At 62.4% G+C, this 18,674-nt stretch carries 13 protein-coding genes; all 13 read left to right on the top strand.

Features of this window, described 5'->3' with window-relative positions:
* Nucleotides 1–157 precede the first annotated feature (157 nt).
* The 13 genes from mnxG to NL116_RS11720 all read left to right on the top strand — a co-directional run bounded on the left by mnxG (nucleotide 158) and on the right by NL116_RS11720 (nucleotide 18,672).
* The gene (gene mnxG / locus NL116_RS11660) at nucleotides 158–5,965 is read left to right on the top strand and encodes a manganese-oxidizing multicopper oxidase MnxG (RefSeq protein ID WP_494377277.1); all 5,808 of its coding nucleotides are present in this window, start codon (nucleotides 158–160) and stop codon (nucleotides 5,963–5,965) included.
* Nucleotides 5,966–6,108: 143 nt separating this feature from the next.
* Entirely contained in the window at nucleotides 6,109–8,061 is a 1,953-nt protein-coding gene (locus NL116_RS11665; protein ID WP_494377278.1) for a cytochrome D1 domain-containing protein, read from the top strand.
* Between the two features lie 12 nt (nucleotides 8,062–8,073).
* The gene (locus NL116_RS11670; RefSeq protein WP_494377279.1) at nucleotides 8,074–8,730 is read left to right on the top strand and encodes an SCO family protein; all 657 of its coding nucleotides are present in this window, start codon (nucleotides 8,074–8,076) and stop codon (nucleotides 8,728–8,730) included.
* Complete coding sequence (locus tag NL116_RS11675; protein ID WP_494377280.1) at nucleotides 8,727–9,347, top strand: SCO family protein; 621 nt, start codon at nucleotides 8,727–8,729, stop codon at nucleotides 9,345–9,347. The genes NL116_RS11670 and NL116_RS11675 overlap by 4 nt, the downstream gene beginning before the upstream one ends.
* A gap of 7 nt (nucleotides 9,348–9,354) precedes the next feature.
* Nucleotides 9,355–10,905, top strand: a complete 1,551-nt coding sequence (locus NL116_RS11680) for a cytochrome c/ABC transporter substrate-binding protein (protein WP_494377281.1) — start codon at nucleotides 9,355–9,357, stop codon at nucleotides 10,903–10,905.
* A 13-nt stretch (nucleotides 10,906–10,918) separates the two neighbouring features.
* The gene (locus NL116_RS11685; protein ID WP_494377282.1) at nucleotides 10,919–11,875 is read left to right on the top strand and encodes a peptidylprolyl isomerase; all 957 of its coding nucleotides are present in this window, start codon (nucleotides 10,919–10,921) and stop codon (nucleotides 11,873–11,875) included.
* A gap of 219 nt (nucleotides 11,876–12,094) precedes the next feature.
* Entirely contained in the window at nucleotides 12,095–12,628 is a 534-nt protein-coding gene (locus NL116_RS11690; protein ID WP_494377283.1) for a response regulator, read from the top strand.
* A gap of 85 nt (nucleotides 12,629–12,713) precedes the next feature.
* Entirely contained in the window at nucleotides 12,714–14,420 is a 1,707-nt protein-coding gene (locus NL116_RS11695) for a GspE/PulE family protein (RefSeq protein ID WP_494377284.1), read from the top strand.
* Complete coding sequence (locus tag NL116_RS11700) at nucleotides 14,401–15,204, top strand: hypothetical protein (protein ID WP_494377285.1); 804 nt, start codon at nucleotides 14,401–14,403, stop codon at nucleotides 15,202–15,204. The genes NL116_RS11695 and NL116_RS11700 overlap by 20 nt, the downstream gene beginning before the upstream one ends.
* Nucleotide 15,205: 1 nt before the next feature.
* Nucleotides 15,206–15,751, top strand: coding sequence for a PilN domain-containing protein (locus NL116_RS11705; protein WP_494377286.1), 546 nt, complete (start codon nucleotides 15,206–15,208; stop codon nucleotides 15,749–15,751).
* Nucleotides 15,738–16,286, top strand: a complete 549-nt coding sequence (locus NL116_RS11710) for a GspMb/PilO family protein (protein ID WP_494377287.1) — start codon at nucleotides 15,738–15,740, stop codon at nucleotides 16,284–16,286. Before NL116_RS11705 ends, NL116_RS11710 begins: the two co-directional genes overlap by 14 nt.
* Complete coding sequence (locus tag NL116_RS11715; RefSeq protein WP_494377288.1) at nucleotides 16,286–16,801, top strand: hypothetical protein; 516 nt, start codon at nucleotides 16,286–16,288, stop codon at nucleotides 16,799–16,801. Before NL116_RS11710 ends, NL116_RS11715 begins: the two co-directional genes overlap by 1 nt.
* Nucleotides 16,798–18,672: a secretin GspD/PilQ domain-containing protein gene (locus tag NL116_RS11720; RefSeq protein WP_494377289.1), complete on the top strand. Its 1,875-nt coding sequence runs from the start codon at nucleotides 16,798–16,800 to the stop codon at nucleotides 18,670–18,672. Before NL116_RS11715 ends, NL116_RS11720 begins: the two co-directional genes overlap by 4 nt.
* Nucleotides 18,673–18,674: the final 2 nt, after the last annotated feature.

Genomic DNA, 18,674 nt, shown 5'->3' on the forward strand with positions numbered 1-18,674 from the left:
GCAGAAAAGTGGGGAATTAGTGGGGAATATCCCCCGAGTTATCAAGTCGTCAGCGTAACTGGCTGAAAAAAAACACAATTATTTTTGGCATGGGGATTGCTCCAGCGCACTTGTCGAGAATTGTTCCCTGTGAGCACCCAATGCGAGGCCCGTGATTATGTCCGGCATACCTAACGCTCATCACCTGATTAACCTGCTGTTGTTTTTCGCGCCCTTGTTTGGCATCGAGCTGGCCGATGCGGCCGCCCGTTGCGAACGCAACCTGGTGGCGAACGTCGTGGCGCTGGATCAGCCGCTGATGTTCAACCGTCTCGGCGCACAGAATGCTAACGGCATGATGTTCGCCCTGCGCCGCGATGTGGTCGATGATCACAACATGTCCCTCGCCCAAGGGGGGGCGGCAGTGCCGGGCAAAGTCTCGTTGCGGCCCGACAAGCGTCCGCGTCCACTGGTGCTGCGCGTGGCTGCCGGTGATTGCCTGACGATCAACCTGCAGAACCTGCTGGCGTATCAGGCCAACCCCGGTAAACACGAAGACACCGGCGTCGAAGGCGAAGTCGGCAATGTCGACAACTTCAAGGTCGACGAACAAGTCACCGATCGCCACATCGGCTTCCAAGTCAACGGCCTGCAAGCGGTCAACAGCATTGACGACATTGCATCTTTCACCGGGCGCAACGCCAACACGCTGATCCCGCCCGGAGCCACCCGTTCCTACACCCTGTACGCCGAGCGCGAAGGCGCGTTTGCCGCCAGCAGCCGTGGTGCCACATTCGGTGGTGAAGGCGATGCGGGCAACGTCGCCAACGGTCTGTTCGGCGAAGTGGTGGTGGTGCCCAAGGGCGGCCGGGCCTATCGCAACACCGTGACCGAAGAAGAGATGCGCCTGGCCAGCAGCGGCCGCACCCCGGCCGGTCAGCCGATTGTCGATTACCAGGCACGCTACCCGCAGCGCGAACCATGGATCCGCGAAGGCAAGGCCGGCACGCCGATCATCAGCATGGTCGACGGCAGTGAAATCATCTCCAGCGAGAGCGATGCGATCATCATGGGCAGCAACGCCGATGGCAGCTTCCCGCCCGCGACCTATCCGCTGGAAGCCATCGGCAAACGCAACCCGGCGCTGCCTAACCGGCTGGAACCGTTCCGCGATTTCGCCTCGCAATTCCAGGATGAAGTGGCGGCGACCCAGGCTTTCCCGGCGTACTGGGCGGACCCGGTGATGGCCCACGTGCTGGAGCCGACCCGCGACGCGTTCATGATCAACTACGGTTCCGGCGGTATGGGGGCCGAGGTGGTGGCCAACCGACTAGGCGTCGGGCCGATGCACGATTGCCTGTCCTGCGCCTATGAAGAATTCTTCCTCAGTTCCCACACCGTGGGAGACGTGGCGATGCTGGTGGATGTACCGGCCAACGTCGGCCTGGAAAACATTCGTCCGGGCGAAACCCCGCGGGCCGATCAGGTCGGAGTCAAAGCGACCATGGCGCTGTATCCGTCCGAGCCGGCCAACGTCAACCACAGCTACATCGGTGACTTCGTCAAATTCCGCAACACCCACAACGGTCACGAGCAACACATCTTCCACTTGCACGGGCACCAATGGCTGTTCAACCCCAACGACGATAACTCCGATTATGTCGACGCGCAGGGCATCGGTCCGGGCGCCGGCTACACCTATGAAATCGCCAATGGCGGTTCGGGCAATCGCAACCGCGTGGCGGGGGATGCAATCTATCACTGCCACTTCTATCCGCACTTTGCCCAAGGCATGTGGAGCATGTGGCGGGTGCACGACGTGTTTGAAGAAGGCACCAAACTCGAAGTCTCCCAACAGGGCAACGACGGCTATCACAGCGAACCTTACGCGCTGCGCAGCGGCAAACCGGCAGCGGGGGCTCGGGCCTTGCCCGATGGCGAAATCGTCGCCGGCACACCGATTCCGGCGGTCGTGCCGCTACCGGGCAAAGCCATGGCGCCGATGCCGGGCAAAGTCGCGGTCGTACCGAAGATCTCCGAAACCCTGGTGGCCAGTCATGATGACGACGAGGAAGGCGATGACGACGGCGAACATCACGGCGGTAGCGATGGTGCTCAAGCCATCGGTTCCCTGGCCCTGGTGGACCGCAGTGAAGCCAACCGCAACGCTGACGGCAGCCTGAAAAACCCGGGTTATCCGTTCTGGATCGGCGGCATGGAAAGTTCGGTCGGCCAACGCCCGCCAACCCCGCCGCTGGACATGCTCGACGCCGCCAAGGCGCAATCCCTGAAAACCAGCGGCAATGCCTTGTGGGCCAACCTTGATCCGGCGCAGTCCGGAGGCTGGGACGGCGGTTTGGGGCGTCATTCGCTGGATGGTTTCTCTTCGGGAGGTCAGGCGCATACCGTCACCACGTCGCTGGACTTCTCCAAGGAAGTGACCCGCGCCAAACCGATTTATATGCCCGAAGAGGGCACTGAAGTGGAGCAGGCGGCCATGGCGTTCCACGCCAAAAAGGACCACCCGAGCTTCGCCGTGCTGCCAGGCAATCAAGTGGTGGCGCGCAACTTCCGCACCAACGGCGCGTTGCCGATGGCCGGTGCGCCGTACTACGAACCGTGCATGGACGACCGGCAAAAACGCCTGACCGCCAGCGCCGGCACTGGCGAGTTCAACAGCGGCGAACGGATCGACGGCTTGTCGTTCACCGGTGCCTCGACCTTCACCGCCGACCGTCCGCGCATCTATAAGGCTGCGAACATCCAGTTCGACGCGGTGTACAACAAGGTCGGCTACCACTTCCCGCAAGCGCGCATCCTGGCCCTGTGGGAAGACGCCTGGCCGGTGATCACCAAACAGCGTCCGCCGGAACCGCTGGTGATGCGCATGAACACCTTCGACTGCGTGCAGTATCAGCAAACCAACCTGGTGCCGGCCATCTACGAGATGGATGACTACCAGGTGCGCACGCCGACCGACGTGATCGGTCAGCACATCCACCTGCCGAAATGGGACCTGACCGCCGCCGACGGCTCGGCCAACGGCTGGAACTATGAAGACGGCGTGCTTTCCCCTGGTGCCGTGCAAGAGCGTATCCACGCCATCCGTCTGTTCAATCAGTGCGAAGGCACCGACCCGCGTGACGGCACACCGACGTGCCCGGTAGCCAAGCAGCATCCGTTCTTTGGTCAATATGGCCGGGCCGACTGGGTGGGCGCGCGCACGGCGATGCAGCGCTGGTTCGTCGATCCGGTGGTCAACAGCAAAGGCGTCGACCGTGGCCTGGGGACCATTTTCACCCACGACCACCTCGGCCCATCGACGCACCAACAAATCGGTCTGTACGCCACGGTGCTGGCAGAGCCGGCCGGTTCCACCTGGTTCCACGCCGAAACCGGCGAGCCGCTGTACAGCGGCGCGCGGCAGGACGGCGGGCCGACCTCGTGGCAGGCCGTGATTTCTACCGGTGACCTGGACGGCGACGGCAAGAACGACAGCTTCCGTGAGTTCTTCCTCGAATACAGCGACTTCCAGCACGCCTATGAAGCCGGGGTGTATGTGGGGGCCGGCCCGAATGGCGTGCCGGATGCGCAATCTTTCCCGGCCACGGCCGACAGCTTCCGCTACGCGATCAACCCGCCGGTGCGCAAGGAAGCCGCGACCCTGCTTGAGCAGGTGGTTGAAGCCCGCGGTGGGCTTTCACCCGGCTGCCCAAGTCGGCCTTGCCCGCAAGCGATCTCGGTGGATGACCCAGGGATGTTCGTGGTCAATTACCGCAACGAGCCGCTGGCCCTGCGGGTGTACGACCCGAACAAGGTCGGCCCGGATGGCAAGCGCGGCATGCAGGCCGACGGCCTCGGCGGCGACCTGGCGTACGCCATGCAAAGCCGCACCGACCGGGCGATCCCGGCGATGAACCTGGCACCCAACCTGGTCACTGCCGCCACCGGCCCTACCGGCGGTACCACGCTGTTCCCGCCGCACATCAACAAGGGCGGTGCGGAACCGGGTGATCCGTTCACCCCGATGCTGCGCACCTACACCGGTGACAACGTGCGGCTGCGGGTGCATGCCGGCGGTCACGAAGAAGAGCACAACGTGACCCTGCACGGTGTGAAGTGGCTGCAAAGCGGTTCCGGTTTCGGCAACAGCTCCAACTCCGGTTGGCGCTCGTCGCAAATGATCGGGATCTCCGAGCAGATGGGCTTCATCGCACCGGTCTCGATGTTGTCCAGTTCAGCGGCGACCACCGGGGATTACCTGTACTCGATGGACGCGTCCCTGGAAGGTTACTGGAGCGGGATCTGGGGTGTGATGCGCAACTACACCGCGCAACGCAACGACCTGTTCGCATTGCCGAACAACCCGAAACCGGCGGGCATGCGCAATACCGTGGCCTTCGATGGCGCTTGCCCACGGATTGGCGCCAACCCGAACGGCATCGGCACCCGGCCGACCGTGCAACGCAACTATGAAGTGGTCGCGGCGCTGGCCAACGACATCCTCGGCAATCCGCTGAACCTGTCCATGGCAGACCCGGCGGGCATCGGCCAGCATGTCGGCGGACCGTTGAATCCGGTGGGCGGTACGCTGGTGTACAACTCCCGTGCGGTGAGCATTCCTCAGGTCACGGTGAACGACCCCGAGGACGGGACGACCTTCACCATCGGCGGGCAAAGCGGCCCGCTGCATGATCCGACCGCGATTCTGTACGTGCGCAAGTCCGACCTCGACCCGGTCACCGGCAAGCTGAAACCCGGTGTGCCTGTCGAACCGCTGGTGCTGCGCGCGGCGGCTGGTGATTGCATCAACATCACCCTGGAAAACCGTTTGCCGAGCGTGATGCCGGACTTGGTCCAGACCGCTTCGGTGATGGGTATGGTCAAGCGTGACCGCAACGGTGGCGAAGGTTCGACCACCTTCAGCAACAACCTGATGCGGCCGTCCAGCACCGTGGGCCTGCACGCTCAGCTGCTGGCGTACGACATCACCAAATCCGACGGCACCAACGTTGGCACCAACCCGATCCAGACCGTACCGCCACGGGTGGGCAACAGCGGGGCGTACCCGACGCGTACTTATCAGTACTACGCCGGGCACCTGGAGCGTGAAGGCAAGCCGATTACGCAACTGGGCCGCAGCGTCGACAACATCAATGCCACGGCGGTGGAGTTCGGCGGGTTGAACTTCACTCCGGCGGACGTGATCAAGCAGCCGCAAAAAGGCCTTGGTGGTGCGATGAGCATCCTGCCGATCGGTGCGACCTGGGTCGAGGACGTGCGCAAAGCCAACGCGACGGTCACTGCGCCCGGGCAAACCACCTACCGCGACTTTGCGATGGTCTGGCAAAAGGCGCTGAACATGCGCTGGGCCAATGGCCGTCCGGTGGAAGGCATTGCCTCGGAAGCGGGTGTGCCGACTGATCCGCAGGACAACTCGAGCATGGCGATCAACTATAAAACCGAGCCGATGTGGTACCGCTTCGGCCTGCCGCCGGACGCACCGTTCGGTCACGCCGACGGCAACGGTTACGGCGACGTGCCCAATGCGCACATGGCTTACAGCAATGCACTGGTGGGGGGCGATCCGCAGACGCCGGTGTTGTATGCCAAACCGGGGCAGCCATTGCGCACCCACATCCTGATGCCCACCGGTGGCAGCCGTGGTTCGACGTTCCAGCTGGACGGTCATGTCTGGTCGGTCAACCCGTTCCAGTCGGAGAAGAGCGACACCGGCGGTTACCCGATGATGACGCCGGGCGTGGGGTCGGTACGGTTCGGCTACAACCCGATGTCGATGTACATCGGCGCCCATGAAAGCATCCTGCCGGCGGCGCACTTCAGCTTCATGCTCCCGAGCGCGGGGGGGAGCAATGCGATACCGGGCGACTACCTGTTCCGTGACTACGCGGGTTACGGCAATACCGCCGGCTTGTGGGGGTTGCTGCGGGTGACCAATGAACCCGAACCGGCACCGGCGCCGTAGACCACCGTCCCTGTGGGCGCGAGCTTGCTCGCGATGGCGGAGTGTCAGTCGACATGGATGCTGAATGTAAGACCGCTATCGCGAGCCAGCTCGCTCCCACAGGGGTCAGGTGGGGCAGGAATTGATCTGAAGGGGAGAAAGGGATGAACAGGACCATCAGAATCGCCAGTGGTGCGCTGGTTATCGGCGTTGCGCTGATCAGTCTGGGCGTGTGGCGAACCGCGCCGCCGAGCATGCTCAGCGAAGTCGCCCTGCCAGACACCTGGAGCGGCCAGAACCTCTCCCGTGACGGGGTCTCGGTGGCGCTTGAGGTCAAGCCGCTGGCCAGGGACGGTGTACTGCGCGAAGGCGAATTTGCCGACGTACAGTTTCGGGTCAAGGACAGCACCTCGGGCCAACCGCTATCGGGCGTCAATCCCGGCGCCTGGCTCGACCCCGAAACCGTTGCCGCCGACCAGGCCCAGGGTCGTGAGCAAAGCTGCAAATCCCGGGTCGGGGTGTTCCTCAAATCGAGCATCGGCGCGCGGCCGCTGCTGGACCTGAATAGTTACTTCCTGCTGGTGATGAACCGTGATGCCAGCGTTTCAGTGGTCGACCCTTCGGTGTCGGTGGGCGGCATCACCAGCACCCTGTCCCGGATCGACCTCAAACAACCGCCGATGGACTGGGTCACCCCGAAGGACAACAAACGCGTCTTTGTCTCGATGCCGACCGCCGGGGAAGTGGCGGTGATCGACAGCGAGCAATTCAAATTGCTGGAATCGGTAAGCGCCGGCAGCAACCCGGTGCGCGTGGCCCTGCAGCCGGATGAGCGCCTGCTGTGGGTCGGCAACAACGCGTCGACCGCCGACGAGTCCGGGGTCACGGTGATCGACACCCGCAGCCTCAAGCCCCTCAAACACCTGGCCACCGGGGCCGGGCATCACGAAATCGCCTTCAGCAAGGACAGCCGCTTTGCCTTCGTCACCAACCGCGACGACGGCACCTTGAGCATCATCGACATCGCCAGCCTGACCGTCAGCAAGCAACTCAAGACCGGTTCGCACCCACTGTCAGTGGCGTACTCGCCGCTGTCCCAAGCGGTGTACGTCGCCGATGGCCAGGACGGCACCGTGACCGTGGTCGACAGCGCAAGCCTGGCAGTGCGCCGGGTGATCAAGGCGAAGCAGGGGCTGGGGCCGATGGGCTTTAGCGCTGACGGTCGCTTCGGCCTTGTGCTCAACACCCTGGAGAACCAGGCCTCGGTGATCGACGCCGCCACCGACTCGCTGATCCATGAACTGGACGTGTCGGCCGAGCCGTATCAAGTGGTGTTCACCAAGGCCTATGCCTATGTCCGCGGATTGGCGTCGGCCAAGGTCACGATGATCAATCTGTCGTCGCTGGGGCAGGGTCGCACGCCAATCAGCCAAGGGTTCGAAGCAGGGCCGCAAGCACCACGGCTGGCCGGTGATCTGCCACTGGCGTCGAGCCTGGCGGTGTCGCGGGACGACAACGCAGTGTTTGTGGTCAACCCGGTGGACAACACCACGTATTTTTACGCCGAAGGCATGAACGCGCCGATGTCCGGTTACCCCAATCGCGGGCAAGTGGCGCGGGCGGCGATGGTGATCGACCGCAGCCTGCGCGAGGTCGAGCCGGGGCTGTACAGCGCACGCATCAAGTTGCCGTCGGCCGGGCGTTTCGACGTGGCGTTCCTGCTCAATCAACCGAACATCATTCATTGCTTCACCGCGTTGGTTGAGCCCGACCCATCTGTCGCACAACACCCCGGCGTGCCGAAAGTGGAGTTCATGCTCGACAAGGCCACGGCCGCCCTCGGCAGCCCCTACGTGGTGCGCTTTCGCATTGTCCAGGGCCAGCAGAAGACCCAGCGCAGCGGGGTCAAGGATGTTCAGGTGCGTTACTTCCGCGCCCCGACGTCTCGGGCGCAGGAGGTCGCGGCCCTCGAAGTGGGCAACGGCGTCTATGAAGCCCCGGTGACCCTGGACCAGAACGGCGCGTGGTACCTGCACGTTCGTGCGGCGTCGCTGGGTGCGAATTTCGACGATAAGACCTTTGCCAGCGTCCGGGTTGTGCCCGGCACGGCGAACTGAGAGGACACTGACATGAACCGTTTCGCACACCGTGGTTTGCTGACGTTCTGCCTGTTGGCGGCCGGTATCGGTCAAGCCCTGGCGCACTCGGCGGACGAACACGCCGGGCACGACATGCCGGCCAAACCCGCCACTTCCGAAAGCGCCCAGGTCAAGTTCGCCGACGTGGCACTGGTGGACCAGAACGGTAAATCGGTGCGCCTGGAAAAGGACCTGATCAGCAACAAAATCGTGGTCATGAGTTTCATTTACACCAGTTGCACCACGGTCTGCCCGGTGGTGTCCTCGATCATGGGCAAGGTGCAAAAACAACTCGGTGCGCGGGTCGGCGGCGAGGTGCAACTGGTGTCGATCAGCGTCGACCCGCAGCGCGACGACGCCAAACGCCTGAACGACTACGCCCGCAATTTCCAGAACGGCCCGGGCTGGAGCTGGCTGACCGGCAGTTCGCAGTCGATCAATGAAACCCTCAAGGGCTTGGGCTCGTTCAGCGGCGACTTCAAGAACCATCAGCCATTGATTCTCGTCGGCGACGGCAACAGCCGGCACTGGACGCGCTACTACGGCTTCACTGACCCGACCGTGCTGACCCGCGAAGTCGAGAAGATCAGCGGCCAGCGCAATGCCCACGCCAAACACACCGCCATTGCCATGGAGCAACAGCCATGAGAGCGCTCGCCCTGATCCTCTTCACGATGTGCTTTTGCATTGCCAGCTTGATGGCGTTTGCCCACGAAGGGCACGTAGAGCCCGCGCCGGCGGTGGCCGGCGCACAACCGGCGACCGGCACGCACGATGCGAAAACCTGGTTCACCGACACGCCGCTGCAGGATCAGAACGGCGAAACCCTGCGCTTCTATAGCGATGCGCTGCAAAACCGCGTGGTGCTGCTGAACGTGATTTTCACCAGCTGCAACGATGCTTGTCCGCTGATCACCCGCAAGCTCAAGGAGGTGCGTGAGTTGCTGGGCGACAAGGCGGATGGCATCACTTTTATCTCCCTTACCAGTGATCCGCTGCGCGATACGCCGGCGGTACTCAAGGCTTACACCTTGAAACAGGGCGTCGATGGGCCCCACTGGTTTTTTCTTACCGGCGACAAGGCGCAAATGGACCTTGTCCTGAGTCGTATCGGCCAGATCGTGCCGACCCCCGAACAGCATTCCACGCAGTTGATCGTCGGTGACGTGGCGAACAAGCGCTGGAGCAAAATCCGTCCCGATGCCCCGGCCGCCGCCATTGCTCAGCGCTTGCAGTTGCTGACCATGCCCGTGGCCGGTCGTTGAGCGCGCCATGAAAACGTCCCTGGTCCTCGGCTTGCTACTGCTTGGCGGCATGCATTGCACCGCTCATGCGTTAGCGCTCACCCCCGGCGAAAGTGCGGGCAAACGCCTGTACCGCGAGGGGCTGTCCGAGAGCGGTGAACCGGTCATGGCGCGGGTTGGCGCGGCCGACATGATCTTGCCGGCCAGCAGCTTGCCGTGCGTCAACTGCCATGGCGCCGACGGTCAGGGGCGGCCGGAAGGCGGGGTGCGTCCGCCGGACATCAGCTGGTCGCGGCTCTCCAGTCGCTATGGCCAGGAGCAAGTCAACGGCCGCAACTATCCTGCCTATACCGAGGGCGCGTTGGCCCGCGCCATTGCCGAGGGTCGCGATTCGGCGAACAACCGACTCGATCCGGCGATGCCGCGGTTCGTGCTGTCGATGAAGGATCAACGCAACCTCACGGCCTACCTCAAGCGGGTGGCCGATGACCGCGACCCCGGTTTGACCGCCGACAGTCTGCACCTGGGCACCTTGTTGCCGAGTCAGGGACCGCTGGCCGAGGAGGGCGCCACGGTGGCGGCGGTGCTCAAGGGCAGCGTGGAACGAATTAATGAAGCGGGCGGCATTCATGGCAGGCAATTGCGCCTGACCATACTTGACCCGGGCCCGGACCGTGCCAGTGCCGAGTCGGCGCTGGAGCAATTGATCGGACAGGAACAAGTGTTCGCCCTGATTGCACCGCTGGCGCCAGCGCTGGACCCCGATCTGGCGGCGCTATTGGAACGGGCCGGGATTCCCCTGATCGGGCCGCTGTCGTTGCAGGGCGCGGCGCAGGCCAGTCGGCAAATCTTTGAACCGTTGTCGGGGCTGCGCGAACAGCTGATTGCCCTGGCCGACTATGCCGCGGCCAGTTTGCGCGTGCTCCAGGGGCCGACACTGATTACTTATCCGGACGAACCGAGCCAGCGGCTGGCGGCGGAGAGCCTCGGCCAATACCTGCAAGACCACGCCTGGCAGCAGGTGCGTCTGCAAGCCTACGACAAGACACAGGACGAACTGCCGCTGGGTTCGCGGTCAGTGTTTTATCTGGGCAGTGGCAGCGGCTTCAGTCGCCTGGCCGAGCGTTTGCAAACGGCGGGGCAGGTGCCTTACCTGTTCGCGGCGTCGAATCAGGTGGCCGGTGATCTGTTGCAGATGCCCAGCGGGTTTTCTCGCCGGATGTTTTTGGCCTACCCGTTCGTGCCCAGCGACTGGACGCTGGCCGGGCGCCTGGCGTTGACGCAATTGCGCGAAAACCAGGGATTGGGCGGTCAGCACGCGGTGCTGCAAGTCGGCGCGTACAGCTCGATGCTTCTGCTGAGTGAAGGCATGAAGCAGGCCGGTCGCGATGCCAGCCGCGAGAAACTCATCAGTGCCCTCGAAGGCTTGCACGATTTCGAGACCGGGCTGACCCCGCTGATCAGTTTTGGCCCGGGCCGACGCCTGGGCCTGAGCGGTGCCCATGTTGTCACGGTGGACTTGCCCGACCAGCGCTTCTTTCTGGTTGCCCCCTACAAACCCATTGCTGCCATGCCCTGACCGGAGGCCGATCATGAAACTCAACATTGCGCTGATGCTGCTGACATTGTGGGTTCCGGTGGCGTTCTGCAATAACGGGCCGGCTGCCGCCCGGGTCAATGGCGAGGAAATTTCCGAGTTCCGCCTGGAGCGTTATTTCGCCGAATTCCTGGAGGATCAGGGCCGGGCGGTAGGCAATATTCGTAACCCCAAGGCCTACAAGCAATTGCGGCAGAAGGCGCTGGATGCGTTGATCGACAAGGAGCTGCTGTGGCAGGAAGCGGTCAAGCGCGGCGTGGTGATCAGCGATGCCGACGTGCAACGTCAGGTTGACCAGACCCGGCAAGCCATTGGCGGCCCCGAGGTGTTTGCCCGCCGACTCGAAGACGCCGGTTTCGATGAAGCCAGTTTCACGGAATACACACGCCGTGAGCTGGCGGCCCAGCAAGTCTTTGCCGAGCTGGTCCAGGCGGGCGGGAAACCGGATGAGAAAGAGGTCCGGGCGTTTTACGAGGATCACCGTGCCGAGATGAGCCGGCCAGAAGAAATCCAGGCCCGGCACATCCTGATCAAAGTGCCCCAAGGCGCGGATGCCGCCACGGTCGAAGCGGCGCGGCTACGCTTAGTAGAGCTGCGCGCGAAAATCAGCCTGGGCGAGGACTTCGCCAGTGTCGCCAGGGCCGGCTCCGAAGATGCGTCGGCCAAAGAGGGCGGCGATCTGGGCTATTTTCCCCGTGGGCGCATGCTGCCCGAGTTCGAAGCGGCGGCTTTCGCCCTGACGCCGGGGGGCCTCAGCGAACCGGTGCGTACGCCGTTGGGCTGGCATTTGATTTATCTTCAGAACCACTTGGAGGCGGCCGATGTCTCAGAAATGCAGGGGCTTGAAATGGTCAGGGCTTACCTTGGCCGACAGCAACAGGCCCAAGCACGTCTGCAAGTCTTGGCGCAGCTTCGAACAAACAATCGAATCGAACGGATTGACGATGATTGAAGCTTGTCCCCCAAATGTGGGGAAAGCTTGAGTGCAAATCCGGGCGCTTCCCCGTCTTTGGGGGACGAGGTTTGCGGGCGAAAAGGTTTTTCCATGAAAATCAAAGCGATGAGTCGTCCAAAAAGCGTCGCTCAGTCTGGCATGAAGTGTGCGTTAGCCTGATTAAGGGCGCGTACTCCCAGGCACGAATATCGGACCTGCGGCTACAAGGAGTCCACCTTGTTAAACAAAATACTGGTTGTTGATGACGAACAACTTCTTGCGGAAAACCTCCAGGGTTACCTGCAGGCGCAAGAGTTGGAAGTCCGGATTGCTCACGACGGTGCGCAAGGAATCGTAGAAGCTGACGATTTTGCACCCGATGTGATGGTGTTCGATTACCGCTTGCCCGATATGGAAGGCTTTGAGGTGCTCGACGCCGTCCGCCAGAAACAGAAGTGTCATTTTGTGCTGATCACAGGGCATCCAACCGCAGAGGTTTGCGAGCGGGCCCGGCAACTGGGGGTCAGCCATATTCTGTTCAAACCTTTTCCATTGGCGGAATTGGCTCGTGCAGTGCTTGATCTTCTGGGAAGGCAACGGGAACCCCAAACGGGCGTGAGCATCTGCGAAGGATTCGTCGAACGACGCCAGAGCAGGACCGAGAGTTTCCCGCTGCAGTTGTACGACGGTAGTTGGGTGCTTGCGGATCGCCGACGAAACACATCGGCCTCCATGGCGCCAAACGACGAACAACTGCTCACCGGGGAGTAATTGGCGCGACAAGACGTTCCGGCACCCGCCGCGATGACTCGCCGCGCCGACAGGGCTCAAAGCCCCGGGTGTTGGAGAGCATGCCATGGACCGTCTATCCCTTGTCGTTGAACCGGCGTTGTTGGACTGTGTACCGTCTCGTTTTTCCAGTGAGCAATTAGCCCAGGCCCGGGCCCGGGCCACCAGTTCCGGCGAACGGGTACTGGAAGCCCTCGGGGTGTTGTGCGAACTGGCCCCTATGCCCTTCATCCAATGCCTCGGCACCACCCTGCATTATCCGGTGCTCGACACCGACAGCCTGTTCAAGGCCATCCCGGTATTCGACCGGGTCACCCTGGCCCAATGCCTTAAGCGCGAATTCATCCTGTTGCGTCACGAAGACGCGGTCATCGGTGTGTTTGCTGACCCCTTCGATACCTCACGCCTGGCCTGGATCGACGACTGCCTGCACGGTGCGCCGTTGTACCTGGTGCATGCCGACGACCTGAAAGCCTACCTGGCCCGTCACGAAGAAAGCTTCCACGCGGTCGAATCGCTCAATGCCCAATCCGAGGGCGGCATCGAAATCGACAACCTGCAAAGCCTGTCCCTGACCAGCATCAGCGAAGACGCCAGCGTCGTCGTCAAACTGGTCAACTCGACCCTCTATGACGCCTTGAAAATGCACGCCAGTGACATCCACCTGGGCACCACCGGCAGCGGTCTGGTGATCAAGTACCGGATCGATGGCGTGCTCAACAACATCAGCAAAATCCAGGGCAGCGAGTTCGCCGAACAGGTGATTTCCCGGGTCAAAGTCATGGCCGAGCTGGACATCGGCGAAAAACGCGTGCCCCAGGACGGTCGCTTCAAGATCGGCATCAGCGGCCGGCAAATCGACTTTCGGGTGTCGATCATGCCGAGCATTTTCGGCGAAGACGCGGTGCTGCGGGTCCTCGACAAGCAGGACCTGGCCGACAAAGTCAGCGGCGTGCAATTGCAGGCCTTGGGCTTTGAAGAGGAAACCCTGCGCCAACTGCGGCGCCTGGCCGCCGAACCTTACGGCATGGTGCTGGTGACGGGCCCGACCGGTAGCGGCAAAACCACCACGCTGTACGCGATGATCACCGAGATCAACCATGGCGTGGACAAGATCATCACCATTGAAGACCCGGTGGAATATCAACTGCCGGGCGTGCTGCAAATCCCGGTCAATGAAAAGAAAGGCCTGACCTTCGCTCGGGGTTTGCGCTCGATCCTGCGCCATGACCCGGACAAGATCATGGTCGGTGAAATCCGCGACCCGGACACCGCGCAAATCGCCGTGCAATCGGCACTCACCGGTCACCTGGTGTTCACCACCATCCACGCCAACAACGTGTTCGACGTGATCGGCCGTTTTACCCAAATGGAAATCGACCCCTACAGCCTGGTGTCGGCCCTCAACGCGGTGCTGGCGCAGCGGCTGATCCGCCTGGTCTGCGCCAGTTGCAGCGCGCCAGTCACCCCCACCGACGATGAATTGCTGGCCTCGGGCCTTGATCCCAAAGACGTCGGGCACTACCAGTTTGTGCATGGCAAGGGCTGTGGCCACTGCCGGGGCACCGGGTATCGCGGGCGCAGTGCGATCGCCGAATTGCTGCACCTGGACGACGAACTGCGGCAAATGATTGTCGAGCGCCAACCCATTTCGAAGATCAAGGCACACGCCTGCAAACGTGGCTTGCGCCTGTTGCGCGAGTCGGCCCTGGAACTGGTGCAACAGGGGCGTACCACGCTCGAGGAGATCAATCGTGTCACTTTTGTCTCGTGATCGGTACATCGCCGTGCTCGGCGCCAGCGGTGTCGGCCTCGGCCAGCGCAAGGGCAGCGAAACCCTGTGGCTGGGCAGCGTCGGCTTCATCGACGAAGGCTTTCACGCCTGGACCGTCGCCCTCGAAACCCTCGACCGTTTGCTCGGCGAACATGCGCGTGCCGGTGCGGAGTTGAGTGTGGTGATCTCCGGGCACTTCAGCCGCTTCTGCCTGGTGCCCTGGAGCGAAGAAATCAGCAGTCCTGACGAATTGCTCGGGTTCGCCCAGCTGTGCTTCGAAGACCTTTACGGCGTACCGACCCAGCCCTGGAACATGGTGCTGTCGGCCGAGCCGGCAGGTTACGACCGCATCGCCACCGCATTGCCGCAAGACTTGCTGACACGCCTTCGCAGCCTGGTCAGCGGTCGCGGCATCCGTCTGCGTTCGGTGCAGCCGTACCTGATGGCCGCGTTCAACCATTTCGACAAGAGCTTTGACGGTGGTGACTTTCTGTTCGTGGTGGCCGAGCCGGTTCGCAGTGTGTTGCTGCTGGCGCGGGAAGGGCGCTGGGTGGCGGTGCGTTCGGTGGGCAGCAGTGACAGCGATGCCGCACTGACCGCGCTGATCGGCCGTGAAAGTCAATTGCAGGCGTCCACCAGCGAACGGCCGCTGAGTCTCTACCTGCACGCCCCGGCGCGCATTGATTCACACCCTGACGTGCCCGGTGTGCAATTGCGCACCCTTGAAGAAGACCAGACAGCCGTACGCGACAGCTTGTACGTGATGTCTCGGGCGGTGGCCTGACATGCGCCCGCTGATGCTCGACTTCCAGCCGCGTCGTCGTTCCGGCCCATTGGGCTGGAGCCTGCTGGCCGGTGGCGTGACGCTGGCGCTGGTGTGTTTCTTCGTCCAGCAGCACCTCGACGAAGAAGCCTCGCAGCAGCAAGGGCACCTGCAACATGCCCAGCGTGCACTCACCGGCGACAACGGCAGCAAGGTCACCCTGACCCCGGCCGAAACCCGCGAGCAGGCGCAGAACCTGGCCGAAATGCGCAAAGTCTCCCAGCAGCTGCGCCGGCCTTGGGAACGCCTGTTTGCCATGCTCGAAGCCATGCCGCGCGACAACGTCGCCTTGCTGACCCTCACCCCGGATGCGCGCAAAGGCCAGGTGCGCATCAGCGCCGAGGCGCGGGATCTGGAAGCCATGCTCGAATTCCACCAGCGCCTGGAAGCCAGCGACGAGCTGTCCGACGTGTCGTTGCTCAGCCACGAAATCGTTGCCAACGTGCCGGAACACCCGGTGCAATTCAACCTGTCGGCCAGTTGGGAGATCGGCGATGCGAATCCCTAAATTGATCGTCCACGAATACCTGCAAGGCCTGGGCGTTCCCGGCCTGGTCGGCATGGCGCTGATGCTGGTCGCTTTGGTGTATGGCTTGGGCGGCTTGATGCCGGACTGGCAAGCGCTGCAACAGCTGAGCCAGCAGACCCGTGAAGCCGGTGAGTACCTGGCCAAGGTCGAAGACGGCAGCGTCGCCGCCCCGGTGGTGCCGCAACGTCAGCTCGATGACTTCCGCAGCAAATTGCCGTCCCAGCCGCAGGCCACCGTGGCCATCGACAAGATCTACGCGCTGGCCAGCCAGGAACACATCACCCTGTCGCGCGGTGAATATTCACTGGGCATCGACCCCAAGACGCACCTGGCCCGTTACCAGATCCTGCTGCCGGTGCGCGGCAGTTATCCGCAACTGCGACGCTTCCTGCACGCCTTGCTTGGCCAGTTGCCGGCGGTGGTGGTGGAAGACGTGGAGTTCCAGCGCAAAAAGATCGCCGACACCGACCTCACCGGGCGGATCCGCATGACCCTCTACCTGTCGAGGTCATGATGAATACCAAGCGCGTAATGGGTTGGATGGCGTTCTTCGGCGTGGCCGCGGGACTGGCCTGGGGACCGCAATACTTTCAGAAAACCGATGAGGGCGACGGGTCTGTTGCCGCCTCGACCAGCCCGGTCAACAGTAAAACCGGCCCGCTGCAGGCAGCAACAGCCAGTGGCAAACCGGCGGAGATCAAGGACCTGAGCCCCTCCGGCGACCTGTTCACCGCCCGCAGCTGGAAGGTCGCGCCGACCCTTGCCAGCGTCACCGAACAACCCGTCAACCAGACCCCGGTGGTACAAGCCCCTAGCGTACCGCCGATGCCTTTCCAGTTCATTGGCAAGCTTAATGACCGTTCCGACCTGCAAGTATTTTTGCAGAACGGCGAAAAAATATACGTCGTACGCAAAGGGGATGTGATCGACGAAACCTGGCGGATCGAGCGGATTTCCGACGTGGAACTCAGTTTTGTCTACTTGCCTCTGCATTTGTCCCAGACCTTGTCTGTGGGGAGCGCGCAATGAACACATCCCGTTTGCTGTTGAGTGTCTGCATCGCTGCAGCGCTGGCCGCGTGCAGTTCAGCGCAGCTCGCGAACCAGGAAGCTTCCCAGCTGATTGAGTCGGGGCAGTACGAAGCCGGCCTGGCCCGTATCGAAGAAGGGCTGCGCGAAGATCCTCGCGACACCGAACTGCACCTGGCCCTCAACAGCGGGCGCGCGCTGGCGGTCACCAATTTGTTGAGCCAAGGCGACATGGCACGCGCCACCCGCGATTTCGCCTCGGCGCGGATGGCCTACGGCCGAGTACTGAACATCGAGCCGCACAACCGTCGCGCCCAAGAAGCACTGAACCAGCTCGACTACCTGCGCAGCATGGACGAAAAACTCGAACTGGCCCGTGGCGACCTGCGTCGCGGCGACATCTACGGCGCTGAACGCCAGGTCAAACAGATTCTCGAACTCGACCCCAAGAATGAAGGTGCTCTGGAACTGCAAGGCAACATCCGCCTGGTGCAGAGCCGCAACGTGGTCCCGTACCCACAACTGCGTACGCGCCTGGATCGTCCGGTCACCCTGGAATTTCGCGACGCCAACCTGAAAACCATTTTCGAAGTGCTGTCCCAGGTGGCTGGTCTGAACTTCATCTTCGACAAGGACCTGCGCCCTGACATGAAAGCCACGATCTTTGTGCGTGACGTGCGCATCGAAGACGCCGTGGAACTGCTGCTGCAACAGAACCAGTTGCACCAGAAAGTGGTGAACGAAAATACCTTGCTGATTTACCCGGACTCGCCACAGAAACTCAAGGATTACCAAGAGCTGGTCATGCGCACGTTCTACTTGACCAGCATCGACGCGAACACCGCGCTGAACATGATCAAGACCATGCTCAAGACCCGCGACGTGTTCGTCGATGAGCGCCTCAACACCCTGACCATGCGCGACACCGAAGACGCCGTGCGCATGGCGGAAAAACTCATTCAATCCCAGGATCAGTCCAACCCGGAAGTGGTGCTGGAAGTGGAAGTGATGGAAGTCGCCCGTCAACGGATTCTTGACCTTGGCCTGCAATGGCCAAACACCTTCGGCGTGATCAACACCGACGGTTCGCCGGTGACGATCCTCGATCAACTCAAAGGGATCAACTCCAGCCGCATCTCTATCTCGCCATCGCCGCAAGCCAAGATCAACGCCCAGGACAACGACATCAACACCCTGGCCAGCCCGGTGATTCGCGTCAGTAACCGCGAGCAGGCGCGTATCCACATTGGTCAGCGCGTACCGATCATCAGCGCGACGTCGGTGCCGTCGACCCAAGGGCCGGTGATTACCGAAAGCGTCACCTACCTCGACGTCGGTCTGAAGCTGGAAGTGCAGCCGATCGTGCACTTGAACAATGAAGTGGCGATCAAAATCGCGCTGGAAGTCAGTAACGCCACGCCGCTGGAGCCGACCCGCCAGGGCACCATCCCGGTTCAGGTCGACACCCGCAACGCGCAGACCACCCTACGCCTGCATGACGGCGAAACGCAGATCCTGGCGGGTCTGGTGCGAAACGACCATGGTGCCACTGGCAACAAGATCCCCGGTCTTGGCGACATCCCGGGCCTTGGTCGCTTGTTCGGCAGCAACAAGGACACCGTCGGCAAATCCGAACTGGTGCTGTCGATCACCCCTCGGATCGTGCGCAACCTGCCGTACCAGAGCCCGTCGGACATGGAATTCCCGACCGGCACCGAAACCAGCATGCACATCCAAGCGCCGGATCGCCGGATGGAGCCACAGATTCAGAACGAACACATCGACCGCTCGGTGCCTGGCGTGACCACCGAAGTGAGCGTCGGCCGGCCGGTGGCTTCCGCCACCCCTCAAGTCACTGTTGAGAAGCCTTGATC

Source organism: Pseudomonas sp. FBCC-B1667, assembly GCF_059133255.1.

Excerpts from the sequence above, each read along its gene's own strand:
- NL116_RS11710 (WP_494377287.1), top strand. The coding sequence starts at position 15,738 with ATGCGAATCCCTAAATTGATCGTCCACGAATACCTGCAAGGCCTGGGC.
- NL116_RS11675 (WP_494377280.1), top strand. The coding sequence starts at position 8,727 with ATGAGAGCGCTCGCCCTGATCCTCTTCACGATGTGCTTTTGCATTGCC.
- NL116_RS11715 (WP_494377288.1), top strand. The coding sequence starts at position 16,286 with ATGAATACCAAGCGCGTAATGGGTTGGATGGCGTTCTTCGGCGTGGCC.
- NL116_RS11670 (WP_494377279.1), top strand. The coding sequence starts at position 8,074 with ATGAACCGTTTCGCACACCGTGGTTTGCTGACGTTCTGCCTGTTGGCG.
- mnxG (WP_494377277.1), top strand. The coding sequence starts at position 158 with ATGTCCGGCATACCTAACGCTCATCACCTGATTAACCTGCTGTTGTTT.
- NL116_RS11665 (WP_494377278.1), top strand. The coding sequence starts at position 6,109 with ATGAACAGGACCATCAGAATCGCCAGTGGTGCGCTGGTTATCGGCGTT.
- NL116_RS11705 (WP_494377286.1), top strand. The coding sequence starts at position 15,206 with ATGCGCCCGCTGATGCTCGACTTCCAGCCGCGTCGTCGTTCCGGCCCA.
- NL116_RS11685 (WP_494377282.1), top strand. The coding sequence starts at position 10,919 with ATGAAACTCAACATTGCGCTGATGCTGCTGACATTGTGGGTTCCGGTG.
- NL116_RS11695 (WP_494377284.1), top strand. The coding sequence starts at position 12,714 with ATGGACCGTCTATCCCTTGTCGTTGAACCGGCGTTGTTGGACTGTGTA.
- NL116_RS11720 (WP_494377289.1), top strand. The coding sequence starts at position 16,798 with ATGAACACATCCCGTTTGCTGTTGAGTGTCTGCATCGCTGCAGCGCTG.
- NL116_RS11680 (WP_494377281.1), top strand. The coding sequence starts at position 9,355 with ATGAAAACGTCCCTGGTCCTCGGCTTGCTACTGCTTGGCGGCATGCAT.